The organism is Streptomyces sp. NRRL F-5122 (assembly GCF_001507435.1).
Classification (GTDB): Bacteria; Actinomycetota; Actinomycetes; order Streptomycetales; family Streptomycetaceae; genus Streptomyces; species Streptomyces lannensis.
Map to the genome: position 1 here is coordinate 14,126 of NZ_LMWH01000238.1, position 20,665 is coordinate 34,790.

At 70.8% G+C, this 20,665-nt stretch carries 18 protein-coding genes; 9 read left to right on the top strand and 9 right to left on the bottom strand.

The features are described from left to right. Positions 1–110 precede the first annotated feature (110 nt). Positions 111–296 carry a hypothetical protein gene (locus tag ADL25_RS25100; protein WP_059130090.1) on the bottom strand — a complete coding sequence of 62 codons (186 nt, stop codon included), beginning with the start codon at positions 294–296 and terminating at the stop codon, positions 111–113. A 156-nt stretch (positions 297–452) separates the two neighbouring features. On the opposite strand from ADL25_RS25100, the gene upp reads away from it, so the two are divergent. Next, positions 453–1,088 (top strand): uracil phosphoribosyltransferase, encoded by a 636-nt coding sequence (gene upp / locus ADL25_RS25105; RefSeq protein ID WP_059130091.1) that lies wholly within the window; start codon positions 453–455, stop codon positions 1,086–1,088. A gap of 105 nt (positions 1,089–1,193) precedes the next feature. Here upp and ADL25_RS25110 read toward each other — a convergent pair whose 3' ends face one another. The 7 genes from ADL25_RS25110 to ADL25_RS25135 form a co-directional block, all read right to left on the bottom strand. After that, positions 1,194–1,835 (bottom strand): LytR C-terminal domain-containing protein, encoded by a 642-nt coding sequence (locus tag ADL25_RS25110; RefSeq protein ID WP_234381032.1) that lies wholly within the window; start codon positions 1,833–1,835, stop codon positions 1,194–1,196. Between the two features lie 169 nt (positions 1,836–2,004). Then, the gene (locus ADL25_RS25115; protein WP_004943146.1) at positions 2,005–2,301 is read right to left on the bottom strand and encodes a type II toxin-antitoxin system VapB family antitoxin; all 297 of its coding nucleotides are present in this window, start codon (positions 2,299–2,301) and stop codon (positions 2,005–2,007) included. A 362-nt stretch (positions 2,302–2,663) separates the two neighbouring features. Beyond that, positions 2,664–2,813: a hypothetical protein gene (locus ADL25_RS49855; RefSeq protein ID WP_199839210.1), complete on the bottom strand. Its 150-nt coding sequence runs from the start codon at positions 2,811–2,813 to the stop codon at positions 2,664–2,666. Between the two features lie 53 nt (positions 2,814–2,866). Next, a complete protein-coding gene (locus tag ADL25_RS25120) occupies positions 2,867–3,208 on the bottom strand; it encodes a hypothetical protein (RefSeq protein ID WP_059130093.1) in 342 nt (113 codons plus the stop codon). A 94-nt stretch (positions 3,209–3,302) separates the two neighbouring features. After that, a complete protein-coding gene (locus ADL25_RS25125) occupies positions 3,303–3,980 on the bottom strand; it encodes an HdeD family acid-resistance protein (RefSeq protein WP_059130094.1) in 678 nt (225 codons plus the stop codon). A 59-nt stretch (positions 3,981–4,039) separates the two neighbouring features. Beyond that, on the bottom strand, positions 4,040–4,633 hold the full coding sequence (locus ADL25_RS25130) for an HhH-GPD-type base excision DNA repair protein (RefSeq protein ID WP_059130095.1): 594 nt from the start codon (positions 4,631–4,633) through the stop codon (positions 4,040–4,042). 24 nt (positions 4,634–4,657) lie between these two features. Beyond that, on the bottom strand, positions 4,658–5,386 hold the full coding sequence (locus tag ADL25_RS25135; protein WP_059130096.1) for a siderophore-interacting protein: 729 nt from the start codon (positions 5,384–5,386) through the stop codon (positions 4,658–4,660). A gap of 76 nt (positions 5,387–5,462) precedes the next feature. On the opposite strand from ADL25_RS25135, the gene ADL25_RS25140 reads away from it, so the two are divergent. The 8 genes from ADL25_RS25140 (at position 5,463) to ADL25_RS25175 (ending at position 16,381) form a co-directional block, all read left to right on the top strand. Continuing rightward, complete coding sequence (locus ADL25_RS25140; protein ID WP_059130097.1) at positions 5,463–8,150, top strand: GNAT family N-acetyltransferase; 2,688 nt, start codon at positions 5,463–5,465, stop codon at positions 8,148–8,150. Positions 8,151–8,160: 10 nt separating this feature from the next. After that, on the top strand, positions 8,161–8,640 hold the full coding sequence (locus ADL25_RS25145; RefSeq protein ID WP_059130098.1) for a cupin domain-containing protein: 480 nt from the start codon (positions 8,161–8,163) through the stop codon (positions 8,638–8,640). Next, the gene (locus tag ADL25_RS25150) at positions 8,637–9,401 is read left to right on the top strand and encodes an SDR family NAD(P)-dependent oxidoreductase (RefSeq protein ID WP_107116704.1); all 765 of its coding nucleotides are present in this window, start codon (positions 8,637–8,639) and stop codon (positions 9,399–9,401) included. Before ADL25_RS25145 ends, ADL25_RS25150 begins: the two co-directional genes overlap by 4 nt. Positions 9,402–9,525: 124 nt before the next feature. Next, complete coding sequence (locus ADL25_RS25155; RefSeq protein WP_420711363.1) at positions 9,526–11,478, top strand: copper resistance CopC/CopD family protein; 1,953 nt, start codon at positions 9,526–9,528, stop codon at positions 11,476–11,478. Between the two features lie 413 nt (positions 11,479–11,891). Next, entirely contained in the window at positions 11,892–13,205 is a 1,314-nt protein-coding gene (locus ADL25_RS25160; protein ID WP_059130100.1) for an ABC transporter substrate-binding protein, read from the top strand. Next, positions 13,202–14,182 carry a carbohydrate ABC transporter permease gene (locus ADL25_RS25165; protein WP_059130101.1) on the top strand — a complete coding sequence of 327 codons (981 nt, stop codon included), beginning with the start codon at positions 13,202–13,204 and terminating at the stop codon, positions 14,180–14,182. Before ADL25_RS25160 ends, ADL25_RS25165 begins: the two co-directional genes overlap by 4 nt. After that, on the top strand, positions 14,179–15,075 hold the full coding sequence (locus ADL25_RS25170) for a carbohydrate ABC transporter permease (RefSeq protein ID WP_059130102.1): 897 nt from the start codon (positions 14,179–14,181) through the stop codon (positions 15,073–15,075). The genes ADL25_RS25165 and ADL25_RS25170 overlap by 4 nt, the downstream gene beginning before the upstream one ends. A 214-nt stretch (positions 15,076–15,289) precedes the next feature. Then, complete coding sequence (locus ADL25_RS25175) at positions 15,290–16,381, top strand: hypothetical protein (RefSeq protein ID WP_059130103.1); 1,092 nt, start codon at positions 15,290–15,292, stop codon at positions 16,379–16,381. Between the two features lie 274 nt (positions 16,382–16,655). Here ADL25_RS25175 and ADL25_RS25180 read toward each other — a convergent pair whose 3' ends face one another. Then, on the bottom strand, positions 16,656–20,105 hold the full coding sequence (locus ADL25_RS25180; protein ID WP_059130104.1) for a phosphodiester glycosidase family protein: 3,450 nt from the start codon (positions 20,103–20,105) through the stop codon (positions 16,656–16,658). Positions 20,106–20,665: the final 560 nt, after the last annotated feature.

Here is a 20,665-nt window from a genome sequence, read left to right on the forward strand (position 1 = left end):
GCGCTTGTTGAAAGCAGTCCACTCACCAGCGCACTCATTGCCGCCACCTGCGGATCGTACGCGGCTCGGGGCCGTGTGGTCGCACGGCCACCCCCGTGGCGGCCGCGTCACTACCAGCGGAAGGTGCGCATGCGCACGGCGTGACGCAGGCGCGCGACCTTGGCGCGGCGGGGCTGGACGCGGTCGCGCAGCTCGCGTGCCTCGGCGAGTTCTCGCAGGAACCGGGCGCGGCGCCGCATGCGTTCGGCATCCGTCCGCCGCGCTTCGCGCACTTCTTCGGACTTCCGGTCGGACATAAACACACCACCCCAGTTGTGTCCCTCTCACTTTCCCTCCGATGGCGGGTTCGATGCCGACGCGGAAGGGGGGAAGGATCCGAGGTGAGCGGTCCGCCGCCACCGGCGTCGTACAGGGGCGCGGTGGGGATGGGAGGCCCGGCTACTGTTGGGGACATGCGTCTCCACGTCGTCGACCACCCCCTGGTCGCCCACAAGCTCACCACGCTGCGCGACCAGCGCACCGACTCCGCGACCTTCCGTCGGCTCGCCGACGAGCTCGTCACCCTGCTCGCCTACGAGGCGACCCGTGACGTGCGTACCGAACAGGTCGACATCGAGACCCCGGTCGCCCGGACCACGGGTGTCAAGCTCGCCCGTCCGCGCCCCCTTGTCGTGCCGATCCTGCGCGCCGGCCTCGGCATGCTCGACGGCATGGTGCGGCTGCTGCCGACCGCCGAGGTGGGCTTCCTGGGCATGATCCGGAACGAGGAGACGCTCCAGGCCTCCACGTACGCCTCGCGCATGCCGGAGGATCTGTCGGGGCGCCAGGTGTACGTCCTTGACCCGATGCTGGCCACCGGTGGCACGCTCGTGGCGGCGATCCAGGAGCTGATCAAGCGCGGCGCGGACGACGTGACGGCGGTGGTGCTGCTCGCCGCCCCGGAGGGCGTCGCCGTCATGGAGCGCGAACTGGCGGGCACGCCGGTGACGGTGGTGACGGCCGCGGTCGACGAGCGGCTCAACGAGCTCGGTTACATCGTGCCGGGGCTGGGCGACGCGGGAGACCGCCTCTACGGGGCGGCCGAGTAGACGGCGTTCGGGCCGGTGGCGATTTCCGCACGGAAGCCGCCGACGGCCCGGTACGGCGGCCGCACGGCCGTCTGAGCATTCCCCGCCGTGCGGGTGCGGGAAGCTTCAGCAGCCCTTCTTGGTGCCGCCCGTGGGCGACGCCGTCGGACTGGTCAGCGCGGTCAGCGCCTTGTCCGCGTCCGGCTTGCTCGTCAGCGCCTTGAACCCGTCGCCCAGGATCAGATCGACGGCAGGGCCGGTGCGGGACGCGTCCGTGCGGCGTTCGGCGGCCGGGAGTTGCACGCCGAGGACGGTCAGCGAGGTGTCGACAGCCGTCTTGGGGCCGAGCAGCAGCGCGACGCCCTTGACCTTCTTGTCGAACTCCTCGGTGGCGTTGCCCACGTCGCCGATGCGGAAGCCGCGCTTCTTCAACTCGTCCGCGGTCTGCTTGGCGAGACCGCTGCGGGGTGTGGCGTTGAGGACGTTCACCGTGATCTGGGCGGGCGCGGGCAGGGCCTTGAGGGCCGCGGGCGTGGCATCCGCCTTCGCGCAGTGCGCCTTCGCGCCGGACGCCGACGCATTGCCGCCGTTGCCGCTGAAGACGTTGATGAGCTGCAGGGTCCCCCAGCCGATCAGCCCGACGGCGGCCACGGAGGCGACGACGGCGAACACGATCCTGCCGCGGCGCCGGGGACGGCGCATCCGCGGGTACTTGTCCCCCGTGATCCGGTACTGGCCGCCCATGCCAGGGGGAGTCAGCATGCTCATGAGGCGCAGCGTAGTGCGCCCGGACGGCAATGCCTACTAGATGATCATTCAACGCCGTGCACTCCAACCCGAAAGGGTCAAAGGGAACACACGGACGGCCGGACGCCGCGGAGACGAGCGGGTGTCACAACGGCCGGCGGTACACGGACGAGGCGAAGACGACGGGACGTCAGTCGAGTTCGAGCACTCTCGCATGCAGGACCTGGCGCTGCTGCAACGCCGCGCGGACCGCGCGGTGCAGGCCGTCCTCCAGGTACAGGTCGCCCTGCCACTTCACGACGTGCGCGAAGAGGTCGCCGTAGAACGTCGAGTCCTCGGCGAGGAGGGTCTCCAGGTCGAGCTGCTGCTTCGTCGTCACGAGCTGATCGAGGCGGACCGGGCGCGGCGCGACGTCCGCCCACTGCCGGGTGCTTTCCCGGCCGTGGTCGGGGTACGGCCGGCCGTTTCCGATGCGCTTGAAGATCACACGGAAAGCCTACCGGTCGAGACGTTCCGGGCGCAGCCATGGCGACGGAGTACGGCACGGGAAAAGACACGGTAAACAAGGGCAAAACGGGAGTGAGGTGAGGGGGAGCCATGGCCGGAGCCTGCCTGGGAGCCACCGCTTCCACGGTGCGGGTGAGTCCTTCCGGGCTCCGGGGCGCGACGTGTGTGTTCCTGGGGTCACGGCTGGTGGGGGCCACGGGGCGGCTTCGGCCGCATCCGTCGCGCGGCTCCCGCCGGTGGTGATCGCCCGCATGTACAGCGGGCTCCCGAGCTCCGGCCGCCGGTCGGGGTCCGGTGGGGAGGGGGAGCGGCCGCCCGGCCCCGGGGCGGCCGCCGTGCGTGCTACTCGCGGTCCTTCTCGGGCGGGGTGGTGGCCGGGGGCGGCTGCTCCCCGGTCTCGGCTTCCGGTTCGGTCGTGGTCCGGGGTTTCGTGCTGCGCGCCGCCTCGGCACGCAGCAGGGCGTGCAGGACCGCGTACGGGTCGATGAGCATGTCGGTGTCCTTGCGTTGCTGGCAGGTATGACGGTTCCGGAGGACGGGACCTGTCAGCAGCGCAGGACGACCGTGCGCAGGGCGTGCAGCGTGGGTGAGTGCGACGCCCCGGGGAGGACGGGCACGGAGCCCTCGGGGCCGGACGGCCTGGCGCCGCCCGGCGGGCCCGGCCGCGAGGAGGCGAGGGCGCGGTGGCCCTGGGGGTTGGCCGGCGCCGGGGTCGCGGCGAGCTGCTCGTACTCCGCGTCGCAGGTCTGAGCCGTGGACGTCGGGAGTGAGTCGGCCGTCACCGCCCCGGTGTGCGCGCCGGCCGTCAGCAGCGCGACCAGCACCACGAGCGCCCGCAGCCAGGCGTACCGGCGGGCGGTGCGCGGGGCGTACGGGGTGCGGCTCACGAGAGGTCATCTGCCCGCTTGGCGAGCATCGTTCATCGTGTCGTCCTCGAAACCGCCCGCTCGGCGTACGTTCCGTGCGTGATGTTGACGCCAATCAGACGGTACGAGGAATGTGCTGCGCGCGGCTCCGGATCCGGATCGCCGTGACGATCTCGACGACACCGACCACGAGCAGCCACCAGCCCGCCACCAGAGTGAGCACGGCGATCGAGGCGAACGGCGAGACGATCAGCACGATCCCGGCGACGAAGGTCACGACACCGAGGAAGATCTGCCAGCCGCGCGCCGGTACCGCGGGGTCGTGGGCGGCCGCCATGGTCTGGGTGATCCCGCGGATCAGCCAGCTGATGCCGATCCACAGCGCGAGCAGCAGAACCGATTCCATGGGGCCACGGAAGCAGAAGAGGCCCAGCAGGATCGAAAGCGCACCGCTGATGAAGGCCAGGACACGCAGCGAGGTGGCTTTGTGCGTGCCGAAGGCGGAGGCCAGCTGGAGCACACCGCTGATGATCAGGTAGAGGCCGAAGAGAACTCCCGCGGCGAGCAGGGACGGTCCCGGCCAGACCAGGACCAGGATCCCCAGGATCAGGGACGCGACGCCGGTGGCCAGGACGACCTGCCAGGCCGTGCGGGACAAGTAGTGCAGGACTCCCTCGAAGGGTGGTTCGACATCATGCGACGCGGGCCTCGGTGTGTGCGGGTCACGCGTGGCGTGGACGCGGCGGTCGTCGTATTCGGATTCCCGGGGGGAGCCGCTCGGTGCCTCGGTCATGGTCCATGCTGGGACCGGGCTCGAACACTCCGCCAGCCGGGTGGGCCAACCGGCTGACGCTAGCGGCCCGCCGTCTTGGCGGCCTTCGCCGCCGCCTTCAGTTCCTGCTTGTACGCACGGACCTTCGCCAGTGACGAAGGACCGGTGATGTCGGCGACGGAACGGAACGACTTGTCCTCGCCGTAGGGCCCCGCGGACTCCCGCCACCCCTCCGGCCGCACGCCCAGCTGCTTGCCGAGCAGGGCGAGGAAGATCTGCGCCTTCTGCTTTCCGTAACCGGGCAGTTCCTCGAGCCGCTTCAGCAACTCCCGCCCGCTGCCGACGCCTTTCCAGACGGCCTCGGGGTCACCGTCGTAGTGCTCGACGAGGTACTGGCACAACTGCTGGACGCGCTTGGCCATGGAGCCGGGGTAGCGGTGCACCGCCGGCTTCTGCGACAACAGGGCGGCAAAGGCCTCCGGGTCCCGCGCCGCGATCTCGTGCGCGTCGAGTTCGTCCGTGCCGAGCCGCTGTGCGATGGTCCACGGCCCCTTGAACGCCCACTCCATCGGAACCTGCTGGTCCAGCAGCATCCCGATCAGCGCGGCGAGCGGATTGCGTCCGAGGAGCGCGTCGGCCTCGGGATCCTGGGCGAGATGCAGGGTGACGTCCATGCCCCGATGATCCCGCGTGCCGGCTCAGGTCGCGCGCCAGTACCCCAGAGCGTGCAGCCGCCGTGCCGGGACGCCCAGTTCCTTGCGCGCGTACGCACTCAGCGTGCGTGTCGTCGCCGTGTCGCAGGCGATCCACACATAGGGCTGCGGGGCGGCCTCCAGCAGGCCCGGCAGGGCCGATTTCACCTCGGCGACCAGTTGGGCGCCGTCGTCCCCGCGGGGGACGGCGCGCAGCTCGTGGCGAGCGGGATCGATGCGCAGCGGGAGACCGTCCGGTGCCCCCTCGAACCACACCGTCGCCGGGGTGGGGGCCAGCGCCGAGAGGAGGGAGTTCAGCGCGGGCAGCGAGGCAGGGTCGGCCATCGCGAAGACGTGCGAGGGCTCCGGTTCGGGTCGGTGGAAGGCGGTGCCCTGGACCGTGGCCTCCACGGTGTCGCCGGGCTTCGCGGCCCGTGCCCAGTCGGCGGCGCGCCCGTCGTGGAGGGCGAACTCCAGGGTCAGGGTGCCGGACGTCGGGTCCGGGTCGACCAGGGTGTAGGCCCGTTGGTGCGGACGGCCCGGGCCCGGGAACCACAGCCGCACCCACATCGTGGGATGCACACCGGTCGCCGCGAGCATTCCGCCGTCGGTCAGGCGCAGCCGCCGGTAGTGCGGGGTGACGTCCTCCGTGTCGGTCACGGTGAACACGAAGTCCTTTGCACGCAGCAGCCTGAGGACCGTGCCCTCCCAGCCGCGCCCCTGCCCCTGACCCATCGCGCCCCCACTCGTCGTTTACGATTCCATCCCAGTAACTTAGGTAAGCCTAACCTAAAGAATTGAGGGGTCACAGGTGCCCACCGAGATCTACCGCGATGCCTGGGGCATCCCGCATCTGCGTGCCGACGACACAACGGCCCTCGCCCGGCTCCAGGGCCGGGTCACGGCCCTGGACCGGGCCTGGCAGCTGGAGGTCGAGCGGCACCGGGCGCAGGGCACCTCCGCCTCCTTCCTCGGCACACCCGCCCTGGCCTGGGACACGCTCGCCAGACGCGCCCGGCTCGACGACACGGCCAGACGCTGCTTCGCCGCGCTGGAGCGGCACGACCCCGAGACCGCGCGATGGGTGCGCGCGTACACCGACGGAGTGAACGAGGGGCTGGCCGAAGGGGCCCGTCGTACCCCCGAGTTCGGCACGACGGGACTTGTCCCGGGGCGGTGGGAGCCCTGGCATCCCCTCGGCGTGTGGCTCGGCACCCACATCCTGTTCGCCGGCTTCCCGGCCAAGCTCTGGCGCGAGGAGGCCGCGCGGTGCCTCGGCGACGAGGCGATCGGCCTCTTCGCCACCGACGGGCCGGGCACGTCGGGCAGCAACGGCTGGCTCGTGACCGGCGAGCACACGGTCACCGGGCGGGCCATCGTCGCCGGAGACCCCCATCGCTTCATCGAGGACCCCGGCGTCTACCAGCAGATCCACCTCGCCTGCCCCGAGTTCGACGTCGTCGGCCTCGCCGTCCCCGGCATCCCCGGCATCGCGCACTTCGGTCACACGGGCCCCGTCGCCTGGGCGATCACCAACGCGATGGCCGACTACCAGGACCTCTACCGCGAGCGTCTGCGGCGCACGGCGGACGGCGGCGTGGAGGCGCTGGACCCGGACGGCACATGGCGTGCTGCGGTCAGGCTGGTGCAGACGGTCGAGGTGGCCGGAGGCGATCCGGTCGAGGTCGAGGTGATCGAGACCGGGCGGGGCCCGGTCGTCGTCGGCGGCCCGGAGTCCGCGGGCACCGGCACGCGCCCGCAGGCTGCCGTCTCCCTGCGCCATCCGCCCCGGGTCACCGAGCGCCTCGGTTTCGGCGCCCTGCTCCCCCTGCTGCGCGCCCGGCGCGTCGCCGATGTGGACCGCGCGCTCGATCTGTGGGCCGAGCCCGTCAACGTCGTGCTGGCGGCGGACGTCGACGGCGGTGTGCTCCACCGGGTGGCCGGAGTGGTGCCCTGGCGCGGCGGGAAGGGCCGGTCGCGGCTCGTTCCCGCCTGGGAGCCCGGGCACGAGTGGCGGGGGTGGCACGACATGCCCCGGGGGGACGTCGAGAACGGCATCGCCGTGATGGCCAACCAGCGTGGACCGGCCGCCCCCCTCGGCGTCGAGTTCGCCCCCGGCCACCGGGCCGACCGTATCCGCGAGCTGCTGGAGCGGAAGCCGCGGTGGTCCGCGGGGGAGATGCCGGCCGTCCACATGGACACCCGTCTCGCGTCCGCCGCTCCGCTGCTCGACCGCCTCCGCGCCCTCGACGGCCTCACTCCCGGGGCGGGTGCGCTGCGCGACGTCCTGCTGGCCTGGGACCGGCACATGGACGCGGACAGCGGTGCCGCGGCGGTCTACGCGGCGGTGCGCGGCGCGGTCGTACGGCGGCTCGCCGCGCACCCCGCCTTCGCCGAACTGGCCGCCGCCCCGTCCCCGTATCCGGAGGTCTTCCTGCCCTGGCTCGCCCTTCTGCCCCGGATCGGCTTCGCCCTCGAACACCTGCTGGCCGCCGAGGACCTCTACGGCGTCGACCGCGCCGCGATCGTGCGGGAGGCGGTGGAGGAGGTCGCCGTGAACCCGCCGCGGGGAACCTGGGGCGACACCCACCGGCTCGCCCCCTGGCGGGCGACGCCCGGGACGCCGTACGAGGAACCGGGTCTGTCCGGGGACCACGACTGCGTCCTGTGCACGTCCTGCGTCCCCGGCCTGACCGATCTGAGCGCACGCGGCCCGGCCGCCCGCTATGTCTGGGACCTCGCCCGCCGCGACGACAGCCTCTGGGTGGTCCCCCTCGGCGCCCTGGGCGTCCCGGGCTCGCCCCATCACCGCGACCAACTGCCCCTGTGGCTCGAGGGGGAGCTGGTCCCGGTCGTCACCGACTGGGACCGTCTGACGAAGGAGGCACCGACGGCCGCCGAGCCGTACGCCGCCCACCGCGAGGCCGTCCACGAGGAGCTGGTCGAGGGCTTCGGCGCGGTCCGCATCGTGCCCCTGGACCCCCGGGCCGACCTGGATGTCGTCCATGGCTGGGTGAGCGAGGAACGCGCCTCCTTCTGGGACATGACCGGGCTGACGAAGGAGCAGGTGGGCGAGATCTACGCCCATATGGCCACGCTGGACACCCATCACGCCTTCCTCGCCGTCAAGGACGGCGAGCCGGTCGCGCTCCTGCAGACCTACGAGCCGGAGGCCGACCGGGTCGGCGCGTGCTACGCGGTCGAACCAGGCGACATCGGTGCCCACCTCCTCCTCGCGCCCCCCGGCTCCACCGGCGCGCGGGCAGGCTGGACTTCGGCCCTGCTGACCGCCTTCACCTCGTACATCCTGGACGGCCTCGGCCGGCGACGGGTGGTGGTCGACCCCGACGAGCGCAACGAGAAGGCGATAGCCCGCTTCCTGCGTCAGGGCTTCGTCCCCGGCCCGGCCGTCGTCCTGCCCGAGGTCGACCTGCCGGACGTCCACCTCCCCGAGAAGCGGGCGCGGCTCGCGTTCCTCACCCGTCCGGTGAGGCCCTAGCCTGCGTGCCGTGACCCCTGACGACCTCGTCGCCCACTACGGCCTGGAACCGATCCCGCGTGAGGGCGGGAGGTTCCGGCGCACCTGGGCGGGACCCCCGCTGCCCGACGGACGCCCGGCGGGCACCGCCATCGTCGCCCTGCTGACCGCCGAGCCGGACGACTACTCGGCGCTGCACCGCCTTCCGGCGGACGAGGTCTGGCACTTCTACCTCGGCGATCCACTGGAGCTGCTGCTCCTCGGCGCCGACGCGAGCGTGCGGACGGTTGTCCTGGGACCGGACGTCCTCGGGGGCCAGAGCGTCCAGTTCACCGTGCCGGCGGGCACCTGGATGGGCGGCCGGGTCGCCGCGGGCGGGTCGTGGACGCTCTTCGGGTGCACCATGGCGCCGGGCTTCACCTACGAGGGCTACGAACACGGTGACGCGGCCGGGCTGACGGCGCGCTATCCGGCCGCAGCGGCCCGGATCGCGGGACTGTGCCGGTCATGAGCGGATTGCTGAGGGGACAGGTTGCCCTGGTGACCGGCGCGGGCGCAGGCGTCGGACGCGGGATCGCGCTGCGGTTCGCCGAGGAGGGCGCGGCCGTCGCGGTCCACTGCCGCACATCGGTTTCCGGGGCGCACGACGTGGCCGCGCGCATCCGTGACATGGGTTCCCGTGCCGTCGTCCTCCAGGCCGACCTCACCGTCGAGGACGCCTGCGCGCGGCTGGTCCAGGACGCGGCCGACTGGGGCGGCGGAAGGCTGACGGCACTGGTCAACAACGCGGGCGTGCAGCCCACGCAGGACCTGTTCGGGATGACGGCCGCCGACTGGCGGGCCGTTTTCGACGCCAACCTCTCGAGCGTGTTCGCCTGCACGCAGGCGGCGGTGGAGGTGATGCGCGCGACGGGCGGCGGCAGCGTCACGCACATCGCCTCCATCGAGGCCACGCATCCGGCGCCCCTGCACGCCCATTACTGCGCGTCCAAGGCGGCTGTGGTCATGCATGCGAGGTCGGCCGCCCTCGAGTACGGCCCTCAGGGGATCCGCGTCAACACGGTCTCGCCCGGACTCATCGACCGCGAAGGGCTGGCGGAGGACTGGCCCGAGGGGGTGCGCCGCTGGCGCGGTGCCGTGCCCACCGGCCGGCTGGGGCGCCCCGAGGACGTCGGTGACGCCTGTGTGTTCCTGGCCTCGCCGCTCGCCTCCTGGATCACCGGTCACGACCTGGTGGTGGACGGCGGTGTGTCGGCCCGGCCCACGTGGTGACGGGGCCTGCGGCCATGATGACCTCACGCATGTACGGGTGGGGGGATCGCCGCCGCGCTGAGCGCTGCGGACGCACCGTCCGTACGTAACCGGGACCCGGGACGGCGGATACGGGAGACAAGACGTGGGCGCAGGACTGGTGGGTGACGGGAGATCGGTGGCGGTGGCGGGCGGGCGACGGCCGTGGCACCTCGTGTTCGTGCTGCTCGTCGTTCCCCTGCTGCTCCTCGCGGGGGGTGGTTCCGCTTCCGCGCACGCCGTCCTGAAGGACGTCGACCCGGTGGACGGCAGTGTGCTGAAGACGTCGCCCGAGGCGGTCACCCTCACCTTCTCCGAATCCGTCGGACTGCTGGATGACTCCATTCGCGTGTTCGACCCGGGCAACCGCCGGGTCCACACGGGCGAACAGGAGCACGCGGACGGCCGCGCGGACACCGCGCGCGTCACGCTCCCCCGACTGCCGCAGGGCAGTTACATCGTGGCCTGGCGCGTGGTGTCGGCGGACAGCCATCCGGTGTCCGGGGCGCTCACGTTCTCCGTCGGCAAGCCCTCCGCGACGACCGCGGTGCTGCCGTCCGACGAGGCCCAGGACGCCGCCACCACGACGCTCTACGACATCGCCCGCTACGTCGCCTACGGCGGCCTGGCCCTGCTGCTCGGCGTCCTTGTGTTCGCGATGGCGACCGGTGCGGGAGTGGCCCGCGGTCTGCTCGTGGGCGGTTGGTGGACCCTGCTGACGGCCACGGTGGCACTGCTGCTGCTCCGGGGACCGTACGAGCGCGGCAGCGGCCCCACGACGGTCTTCGAACTTCCGGTGCTGCGCGAAACGGCGACGAGCCGGCTGGGGATCGCGCTGCTCGTGCGGCTCGTGCTCCTCGGTGTCGCGGCCGCGCTCGCGGGGCGCGCGGGGCTGACGCCGGCGCACGGCCGGGGGCCGGATACCGACGGCGAGCGGGCCGCCGGCGCGGTGGAGACGGTGGGTGGTCCGGCCGTCGGCGCACGGCTGCGGTTCGCGGTCGTGACGCTGCTGTCGCTCGCACTGGCGCTCACCTGGGCGGTGGCGGAGCACGCCTCCGCGGGCATCCAGGTCCCGCTCGCGATGACCTCGGCGGTGCTGCATCTACTGGCGATGGCGGTATGGCTCGGAGGCCTGGCCGCGCTGCTCACGGCGCTGTACCGGACGCCCGACGAGCTTCCCGCGGCCGCGGTGGCCCGCTTCTCGCGCCTGGCCCTGGCAAGCGTCGCCGTGCTGGTGGCCACCGGCGTCTACCAGTCCTGGCGCGGCCTCGGTTCCCTCGACGCGCTCACCTCCACCCAGTACGGCAGGCTGCTGGCCGCGAAACTGGTGGCGGTCGTGCTGCTGCTGGCGGCGGCCGCGTACTCGCGGCGCTGGATCGCACGGCTCGCGATGCCGGCCGCGGTGGCGGTGCCGCGGCGGGTGCCCGAGATGGTGGGGGCGGCGGGGCGCGCGGAGACCGCCGCGCGGGCCGCGCTCGTGGAGGAGCCGCGCACGGCCGAGGGCCCCGACGGCCCCACCGTGAACGCCGGCGCGGACCCCGAACCGGGAGGGCCGAGCGGCGAGGACCCGTCGCCGTACCGGAGTGCGTTGCGCCGCTCGGTGCTCGCGGAGATCACCATCGGGGTCGTGGTGCTCGTGATCACGACCCTGCTGACGGGCGCACAGCCGGGCCGGGCGGTGTCCGAGGAGCAGGCGGCCCGGACCGCGTCCGAACAGACCCTCGGCTCCACCACGTTGATCCCCTTCGACGTGGGGACGCCGGGCGGGCGGGGCAAGGTGCAGGTCGAACTGACGCCGAGTCGGGTGGGCGAGAACCAGGTCCAGATGGTGGTCTACGGACCCGACGGCGGCATCGCGACCGTGCCCGAACTGCGGCTGAGTTTCACGCTCGACGGACGGAAGATCGGCCCGCTGGACGCCAAGGTCGAGAACCGGGGCGGCTATTGGGCCGCCGACGCGCTCAACCTCCCGCTGCCCGGCACCTGGACGATGAAGGTGACGGTCCGTACGAGCGCCATCGATCAGGTGACCGTGTCGAAGACCGTCCGGATCGGCTAGCCGGCACTCGCGAACCACGTCCGCTCGCAACGGGTTTCGGAACGGTGCGGTGGTGACATGGTTCCGCTTGTGCACATCTGGTGGAGACGCGGCCGACGGGCGATCCGCCGGTCGTCGCCGTCGCGCCCGTATACCGCCTGGGGGTCGCGCGCTCGCCGGCGTCCCGCGCCTGGGCGGTCAAACACGCTGTGTTCAAACGGCCTTGGGAAGCGCTCTCCACTGTTCGTTCGTCAACGGAGTCGATCAAGGCGATGTCGATTACGTTTCAAAAACGGGCCACGACAGCTCTTGACGTATGACCGGACATGCGAGTCTTATGACGGCCACGATGTTCGGTCGAGTTGGTTTCTGGTGGATTCTGACCCAAGTCCTCAGAGATCCGCCCGTGACCGACCCTGCCCCCAGGAGCCGTCATGCATCACACCCCGTCCGGCCTCACCGTCCCCGGCCCGAGCCGTCGTTCACTGCTGCGTGGCGTCGGCGGCGCAGCCGTTCTCGCCGGTGCCGGCATACCCCTGCTGAGCGCCTGCGGCGGCAGCGGCGCGGCATCCGACCCGAAGACCGTGAGCCTCGGCTCCAACGCCTCGGACGCGGTGCCGAAGAAGGCGTTCGAGGAGGTCTACGCGGCCTTCAAGAAGCAGTCCGGCATCACGGTCGATGTGAACACGAAGGACCACAACACCTTCCAGGAGCAGATCAACTCCTACCTCCAGGGCACACCGGACGACGTCTTCAACTGGTTCGCCGGCTTCCGGATGCAGTTCTTCGCCGCCAAGAAGCTCGCGTCCCCGATCGACGACGTGTGGCAGAAGATCGGGGACAACTTCCCCGACGCGATGAAGAAGCTCAGCAAGGGCGAGGACGGCAAGTACTACTTCGTCCCGCTGACCACGTACCCGTGGGCGGTCTTCTACCGCAAGAGCGTGTTCCAGCAGCACGGCTACCAGGTCCCCACCACCTGGGACCAGCTCGTCGCGCTCTGCAAGCAGATGAAGAAGGACGGCCTGGTCCCGATCGCGTTCGGCGACAAGGACCAGTGGCCGGCGATGGGCACCTTCGACCAGATCAACTTCCGCCTCAACGGCTACGACTTCCACGTGGAGCTGATGGCGGGCAAGGCGTCCTGGACCGACGCCAAGGTCAAGGCGGTCTTCGACCACTGGACCGAGCTCCTGCCCTATCACCAGGACGGAGCCCTGGGCCGCACCTGGCAGGACGCCGCTCAGTCGCTGGTCGCGAAGAAGGCCGGCATGTACCTCCTGGGCAGCTTCGTGGCGCAGCAGTTCACCAACAAGGCCGATCTGGACGACCTCGACTTCTTCCCCTTCCCGGAGATCAACTCCGCGTACGGCCAGGACACCGTCGAGGCGCCGACCGACGGATTCATGGTCAGCAAGGCCCCGAAGAACCACGACGGCGTCGTGAAGCTGCTGGAGTACCTGGGCAGCCCGGAGGCGGAGGAGACGTACCTCAAGACCGACCCCAGCGTGGTGGCCGCCTCCAGCAAGGCGGACACGTCCTCGTACAGCGCCCTGCAGAAGAAGGCGTTCACGATGATCAGCGGCGCCAAGAACCTCACCCAGTTCATGGACCGTGACAGCCGCCCCGACTTCACCTCCACGGTGATGCAGCCCTCGCTGCAGAAGTTCGTCCAGAACCCCAAGGGCGTCGACAGTCTGCTGTCCTCGATCGAGCGCCAGAAGAAGACGATCTTCGCCTCCGCATGACCATGGAGACGACGACGAAGAATCCGGAGGCGGCCTCCGTGCCGCCTCCGGGCCCCGCGCCCGCGAAGAGGCGGGTCACGCAGGGCCATCGGCGCCTGCTGACCCGCCGTGACCGGATCACGCTCGCCGTCATGGCGGGCGTGCCGACGATCCTGCACCTGGCCCTCGTCTGGGTCACCGCCCTCGCCTCCATCGCACTCGCCTTCACCACCTGGGACGGCATCGGCTTCGACTCGATCAAGTGGGTCGGCCTGGAGAACTTCAAGCAGCTCTTCTCCGACAACCCGCAGTTCTGGCCCGCCGTCGAGCACAACGTCATCTGGTTCGTGGTGCTCATCCTCGTCCCGACGCCGCTCGGCCTCTTCCTCGCCGTCCAGCTGGACAAGAGGATCCGCTTCAGCCGCGTCTACCAGACGGCGTTCTTCCTGCCGGTCGTGATCTCGATGGCGTGCATCGGGTTCGTCTGGCAGCTCGTCTACAACCCGGACACGGGCCTGATCAACAGCCTGATCGGCGCCAACAAGCCCGGCCACTACATCGACTGGATCGGCGACCCGAAGCTCAACCTCTGGGCCGTGCTCGTGGCCGCCTCCTGGCGGCACACCGGCTACATGATGATCCTCTACCTGGCCGGTCTGAAGAGTGTGGACCCGTCCCTGCGCGAGGCCTCGGCCCTGGACGGCGCAAACGAGTGGCAGACGTTCAAGAGCGTCATCTTCCCGACGCTGCGGCCCACCAACACGGTCGTTCTGGTCGTCACCATCATCGAGGCCCTGCGCGCCTTCGACCTGGTGTTCGTCTTCAACAAGGGGGCCCAGGGCACCGAGCTGCTGTCGATCCTGGTGACCAACAACATCATCGGTGAGTCCAGCCGCATCGGTTACGGGTCGGCCATCGCGGTCGTCCTGCTGGTCATCTCGCTCGCCGTGATCATCCCCTATCTGGTGGCCACCTTCCGGAAGGAGCGGCGATCGTGAGCGCCCCCACCCTCGCGGCCGGCGCGCTCAAGAAACGCGCACCCCTCCGCCCCGCCCGCGTCCTGCTGCACGTCTTCCTCGCCGGGACGGCACTGGCGTGGCTCGCGCCGCTGCTGTGGGCGGTCTTCTCCGCCCTGCGCCCCTACAGCGAGACCAGCGCCAAGGGGTATGTGTCCTGGCCGGACAAGCTCAGCCTGGACAACTTCACGAACGCGTTCGAGCAGTCGGACATGATGCACTACTTCGGCAACACGCTGCTGATCGCGGTGCCGGCCGTGCTGCTCACGCTGTTCCTGTCGTCGATGGTCGCCTTCTACGTCAGCCGCTTCGACTTCCGCCTCAACCTCGCGTTGCTGCTGGTCTTCACGGCGGGCAATCTGCTCCCGCAGCAGGTCATCATCACCCCGCTGTACCGGCTGTACCTGCTCACGAACCTGCCCGGGATCACGGCGAGCGGCAAGCTGTACGACTCCGCACTCGGCCTGGTCCTCATCCATGTGGCGTTCCAGTCCGGTTTCTGCGCCTTCGTGCTGAGCAACTACATGCGCTCGCTGCCGCACGAACTGACCGAGGCCGCGCTCGTCGACGGCGCCTCGGTGTGGCGCATGTACTGGCAGATCACTCTGCCGCTGTGCAAGCCGGCGATGGCGGCCCTGGCGACGCTGCTCTCGATCTGGATCTACAACGACTTCTTCTGGGCCCTCGTACTGATCTCGACCGGCGAGAACATGCCGATCACCTCGGCGCTGAACAACCTCTCCGGCCAGTACTTCACGGACCCCAACCTGGTCGCCGCGGGCGCCCTGCTCACCGCGATCCCCACCCTGGTCGTGTACTTCGTGCTCCAGCGCCAGTTCGTCAGCGGTCTGACCCTGGGCTCCAACAAGGGCTGACCGGGCTCCGCTCGACGGAGAACTCCGGCCACCACCCGTTCCGCCCGGCGGACTTCTCCCTCGTGGACCTGCGCACCGCGCGCGTCCACGAGGGACGGCCGGCCGTGCCCGGGTGCCCGGTCCGTTCACCGCTCGCCGTGTCGGCCCTCTTGATGACCGGCAGGACGGCTCTTACCCTGCTGCCCTTCCGGCATCTGTCGACGAGGGGGCGGCGATGGCGAGGAAACCGTCCGCGGAGGAGCTGCTCCAGGCCGTCGGGGAGCACGTGGCCCGGCACGGGATCAGCGTGCTGCTCACCTCTCCCGGCGCCGCGCACCTGTCCTGGCAGTCGTTGCTCGACTGCCGGATCGTCCGCAGCGTCGAGGAGCGCAGCGAGCGCGAGATGAGGACCACGGGCCGTCGCCGTGACATCGCCGATCGCCCTGCCTACACCGACCTGGCCTCCCATCCGGTCGAGACGCCCGCCGACCCGGTGACCCCACTGAGGCTGGAGCTGGTGCGCGAGGGCTCGCTCGGGGAAGTGGCGTGCGAGGGCTGCGAGGGGGGCCGCAGGACCTGCGGGCGCTGTACGGGCAACGGCCGCCTCATCTGCGAGAAGTTCGTGTCGTGCGACGGATGCGGAGGCGGCATCGACGCATGCTGGGAATGTGACGGCACCGGCCGTCCCCGGCGCCGCGGCAACCGGACCGAATCCCGTCCCGTCGACGGCCCGCAACGCGCCCGCTGCTCCCGCTGCCACCGCCCGGACGCCGCGTGCCCGAAGTGCCTCGGCAAGGGCCGCGTGGACTGCCCGGTGTGCCGGGCGAGCGGTTTCGTGGAGTGCTCGGCCTGCCGGGGTGAGGGCCGGGTGAAACACACGGAGTGCGCCGGCACAGGCCTGTTCACGACCTGGACCGGCGCCGTGATCAGTCGCACTCCCGAGCAGCGGAAGGTGGAGGAGGCGGCGCCGCTGCACATCCGCTCGGCGACGGACGGAGCGGGCGCCTGGCGCAGGTCGGTGCTGACCGGCGTGACGGACAAGCTTCCGGACGACCTGGAGCCGGCCCACCGGACGCTGATCGAGGGCCACTTGGCCCTCGCGAAGAACGAGGTGGGCCGGCGTGTGACCATCCGGTATCTCCCCCTCGCGCGCGTCACGGTCCACGCCGACCCGGACCGCGTCTACTTCGCCTTCCCGTCCTCCACCGGCATCAAGGTCGTCGAACGCCCCTCGAAGCAGCGCGTCGTCCGCTTCTCGGCGATCGCCTCGACCGCGGTCGCCGTGGCCGTGCTCCTGCTGCTCCTGGTCGTCGTGGTGCTGAACTGAGCCGTCGCCGGCATCGACGAGGACGGGCCGCCGGCGCCCGGGCGGGCGCGCGATTCCCGGCCCGGCGGGGATCCCGACTTCGGGGCGGGACGGATGAGTGACCGCAGGGCAACAACCCTCCTCGGCGCTTCCCACTGTCCCGAAGACCGGAATCCGCGGGCGACTGGCCACGGCGGATCACCCCCGGGCGCACGTGGCCCCGCTCGCCGGGCCTGCGAACGCCGACGGGGTGCCCGATACCGCTCGGGCACCCCGCCGTGGATCAGGCGTCAGATCACTGGACGACGACCTGGGCGCTGCCCGTGACTCCGCCGGAGGTCACCGAGACGGTGACGGTGCCGGAGCGGTGGGCGGTCAGGGCGCCGGTGGCCGGGTCCACCGAGGCGACCTTGGGGTTGTTCGAGGTCCACACGTGGGACGCGGGGTCCGCGATCGGGATCGTGAGCGGTGCGATGTTGTCACCGGCGATCTGGTCGCCGGTTGCGGTCAGGGTGACGCGGTCGCCGCGGGCGATCGGGTCCTTGGGGCCCGTGACCTTGATCGTGGCGAGCGCCGGCTCGACGGTGTACTGCAGGTCGCCGTCGTCACCGATGCGGACCAGACCGAAGTGGTAGATGCCACCCTGGTCGGCCGGCGCGTAGGCCGGCATGCCGAGGTCCGCGAAGGTGAACTGCGGGATGCCGCCGTCCTCCGTGCTGACGCTCTGGCCCTCGGGGTTGAGGATCTGCTCCGCGAAACCGCGGGCGTGACCGTACATCATGATCACGTGCTGCTTCGGGTGCGTCTCCTGGTAGCGCTGCACCAGCCGCAGGTACATCCGCGCCTCCCAGCGGTCCGTGAACTGGCTGTTCGCGGCCGGGTGCGGGTCGTACGCGGGCATGTGGGTGATGACCATCACGTCCTTGGCGGTGGTGTCCGTCAGCTGCTGGACCAGCCACGGGTACTGCACGCCCTCGGGGTTCTGGAACGGGTCCGAGGACTGCAGGCTGCCGTGCGAGTTGTCGGTGACGATCATCCGCGCCGCGCCCTGGCTGTAGGCGTAGTGGGTGTCACCGAAGGTGTCGCTGTAGTTGCCGTCCTCGGAGTCCGCGCCCTGGGTGATCTCGTGGTTGCCCACGATGTCGCGCTCGGGGACGCCGAGGGCGTCCATCTTGGACTTGGCGTACTGCAGGTCCGCCAGTTTGCCGTCGTCGGACATGTCGCCGAGGAACTGGGCGGAGTCCGGCCGTGCCTGCGGCGTGAGGGTGGGCAGCCGCTTGGCGATGGAGTCCATCACGTTGCTGCTGACGGAGCCCGGGTCGCTCGCGAGCATGTGCGCGTCGTCACCGGTGAGGACCGTGGTGCCGCGCTTGGCGAAGTCGGCCGAGTCCTCCTCGAAGGACAGCCACTCGGGGTTCTGCGGGATCGCGTGGTACTCGGGCACCGTGACCGGACGCGGCGAGTACAGCGCCTGCAGGCCCGCGACGTTGAGCGAACCGCTGTAGGCGGTGCTCGGGCTGATGGCCAGGAAGTCGATGAAGCTGATGGTCAGCGGGAACTGCATGCCCGCCGGCAGCTGCGCGACCGCCAGGTGCCAGTCCTTCCACGTCACGTAGGTCGGGTAGAGCGTCGTGGAGGTGCCGTTGACGCCGATGTACTTCTCGGCGAGCTCGATGCCGTTGCCGTCGCCCTTGATCCACACGCCGATGCCCGTGGGGACCTGGCCGTTGTTGGTGTCGGTCTTCAGGGTGGTGCGCGGCGAGAGCACGAGCTGCTTGACGCCGGCGCCGGCCGGCATCGAGTAGTCGAGCCGCAGCGACCCGGACTCGGTGGAGCCCGGCGGGACGACACCGGGGTCGGTGGCCAGGGTGGCGGGCTTACCGGTGGTGTTGTTGCTGAGCCGCCAGACGTCGAGGCTCGTCATCGGGTCGATGACCTTGCTGACGCTGCCCACGGCGATGGACGTGGTGCCGGTGGCGCCCGCGACCTTGGCGCTCACCTCGGCGAGGCCGCCGTTGTCGGCGTCCGCCGTGAACAGGCCGTGTGTGTCGACGGTGCCCAGGTTGTCCGGGGTGACCTTCCAGTTCGCCGCCTCAGCGGGGATCTGCACCTCGCCGCCGCCCTTGACGGTGCCGGAGAGGGCGAGCTGCTGGGTGGCGCCGTTGTCGAGGTCGGCCTTGTCGGGCGAGACCGTGAGGGACTCGAGCTTGCTGACGACCTCGAGCTTCTCGGAGGTGAAGGCCTTGCCGTTGAAGGCGATGATGCGGCCCGTACCGGAGCGGCGCGGGGTGAGCTTGCCGTCCTCGTACGTGGCGAGGCTCGACGGCACGATCCGGACGTGGTCCTGGCCGGCCGCCGGATTGGCGAACCGGTCGACGGAGTGCACCGGGAGCGGGATGGAGCCGCCGGCGACGGTGGTGACCGTCTTGCCGCCGTTCACCACGACCTTGACGGCCGGTCCGGCCTCCTTGGCGGTGGAGTAGAAGAAGATGCCGTTGGCGACCGGGCGCTCGGTGTTCCCGGGCAGGTCGGAAGGCGTGTTGACGACCTCGGCCTGGTCGGCGCCGGGTGCGCGGCTCACCATGCCGGTGGAGCCGCCGCCGTCGAACAGCATCGCGGTGTAGGCGCCGTGGGCCACCATGTAGCCGGCGGCCTGCTCGGCCGTCACACCGAAGGCCGTGGAGGCGCCGCCGTGGCCGTCGATGGCGACGACGATGGCGTGCCTGCCGTCCTTGGTGATGCCGACGGCGGTCTCCGGGTTGGCGCCGCTCGGCGGGGTGCCGGTCGGGTCCTTGTAGACCTTGCCGTCCTTCACCAGCGTGTCGACGCCGCTGATCAGCTGGGTGACATCGTTGTCGGGCGCCAAGTGGGTCGTGATGCCCACCGTGTCGCCGCTGTGCAGGTTGTCGGACAGCCACTGCCCGCCGTCGCCGGCGCCGAGCAGACCGAGCCGGCCGGCGGAGAGCCGCGGCACGGTGGCGACGCCGGACTGCACCTCGTCGACGACGAAGCCGCCGTCGGTGCTGTGGCCGAGCACCAGGGTGGACGCCTTGGACAGGCCCGGGGTCTCGCCGAGGTCGGGGGTGACCTCCGTGATACCGCCGGATGCCACGTCGTTCACGGTGTTCACCGAGGTGAGCGCGTGGTTCGCGGACCCGGCCGTGATCGTGCCGGAGAAGGTCTCCTGACCCATCACCATGGTGCCGTCGGGCTTGACGCCCAGCTGGGAGGCGAAGCCCGGCTTGGGGCTCTTCAGCAGCCGCCCGTCGGTCATGATGCCGCCGAGCGGGCGTCCGCTGGCGTGGATCTCGAAGTAGTCGCCGTTGACGCCGGCCACCGCGTGCGTGCGGTGGGCCATCGAAGAGGGCGTTTCGTCTGCCGGGTTGGTGATGGTGTCACCGGCCTCGACCATGGCCACCCGGAGGTTCGGGTCGTCGAGGTCGGCCGAGAGCACCTGGATGTGCTGGCGGCCGCCGACGGTGTCGTAGGTCTCGCTGTAGTGTTGCAGACCATGGGTGACGGTCTCCGCCGGCGTGCGGGTGTAGTCCACCACCAGCGGCCAGTTCTCGGGCGTGTCCGGGAGCCAGTTCCCGTTCACGGCATGGCTGTCCGCGGCCGTGGCATCGGCGGAACCGAAGGCGGTTCCCGCTCCCGTCACAGAGCCGGCGAATGCCAGCGCCACCGCGACCGCGATCGCGGTACGGCGTGTGCCGGCCCCCGCGGGTCTCTTTGCGCGAATTGTCATTGCGTATTTCCTTCAGGACGTGCGCTCCGGTGGTCACCGGAGCGCACCGACCAGCGCACACCGGCCCGGCGGATCACAGGTATCGGCGCGAGGTGACGCAGATGACTTTCCGGAATACTTGCTCACTACATTGGGTCAAGTGGAGTTAACCTCCGACTTGATTGGGTCCGCACTCGCCCTTGTCGGGTGCGGCGTCGGACCCGGACCGGCCACGGTGGCCACGGTGTTCTTCGTTCGGCGGTTCAATTCCGGTGCTGCGTGGGCTCATCAGCCCAACATTGATCAGATCGGTCACATCGGGCAGGTTCCGACCTGCGGGTGCATTTCGTTCGTACGGGGAGCACGGGAAGCCGCTTGTGCGGAAAATCTCGGCGGCCTCGATGACCAGGGGTTCCGAGGCCGCGGCACGGACGCGGTGCGGCCGGCGCCGGAAGGCGTCGCCCCGGGGTGGTTCTTCGTGACCCGGCGCGCCCCGGCCGATCACCATGGACCACTGCACGGCCGGGTGCGCTTCGACGGAGATGCCGCCACCGTGATCGGCTCGGCCCCGGTCACGGCCA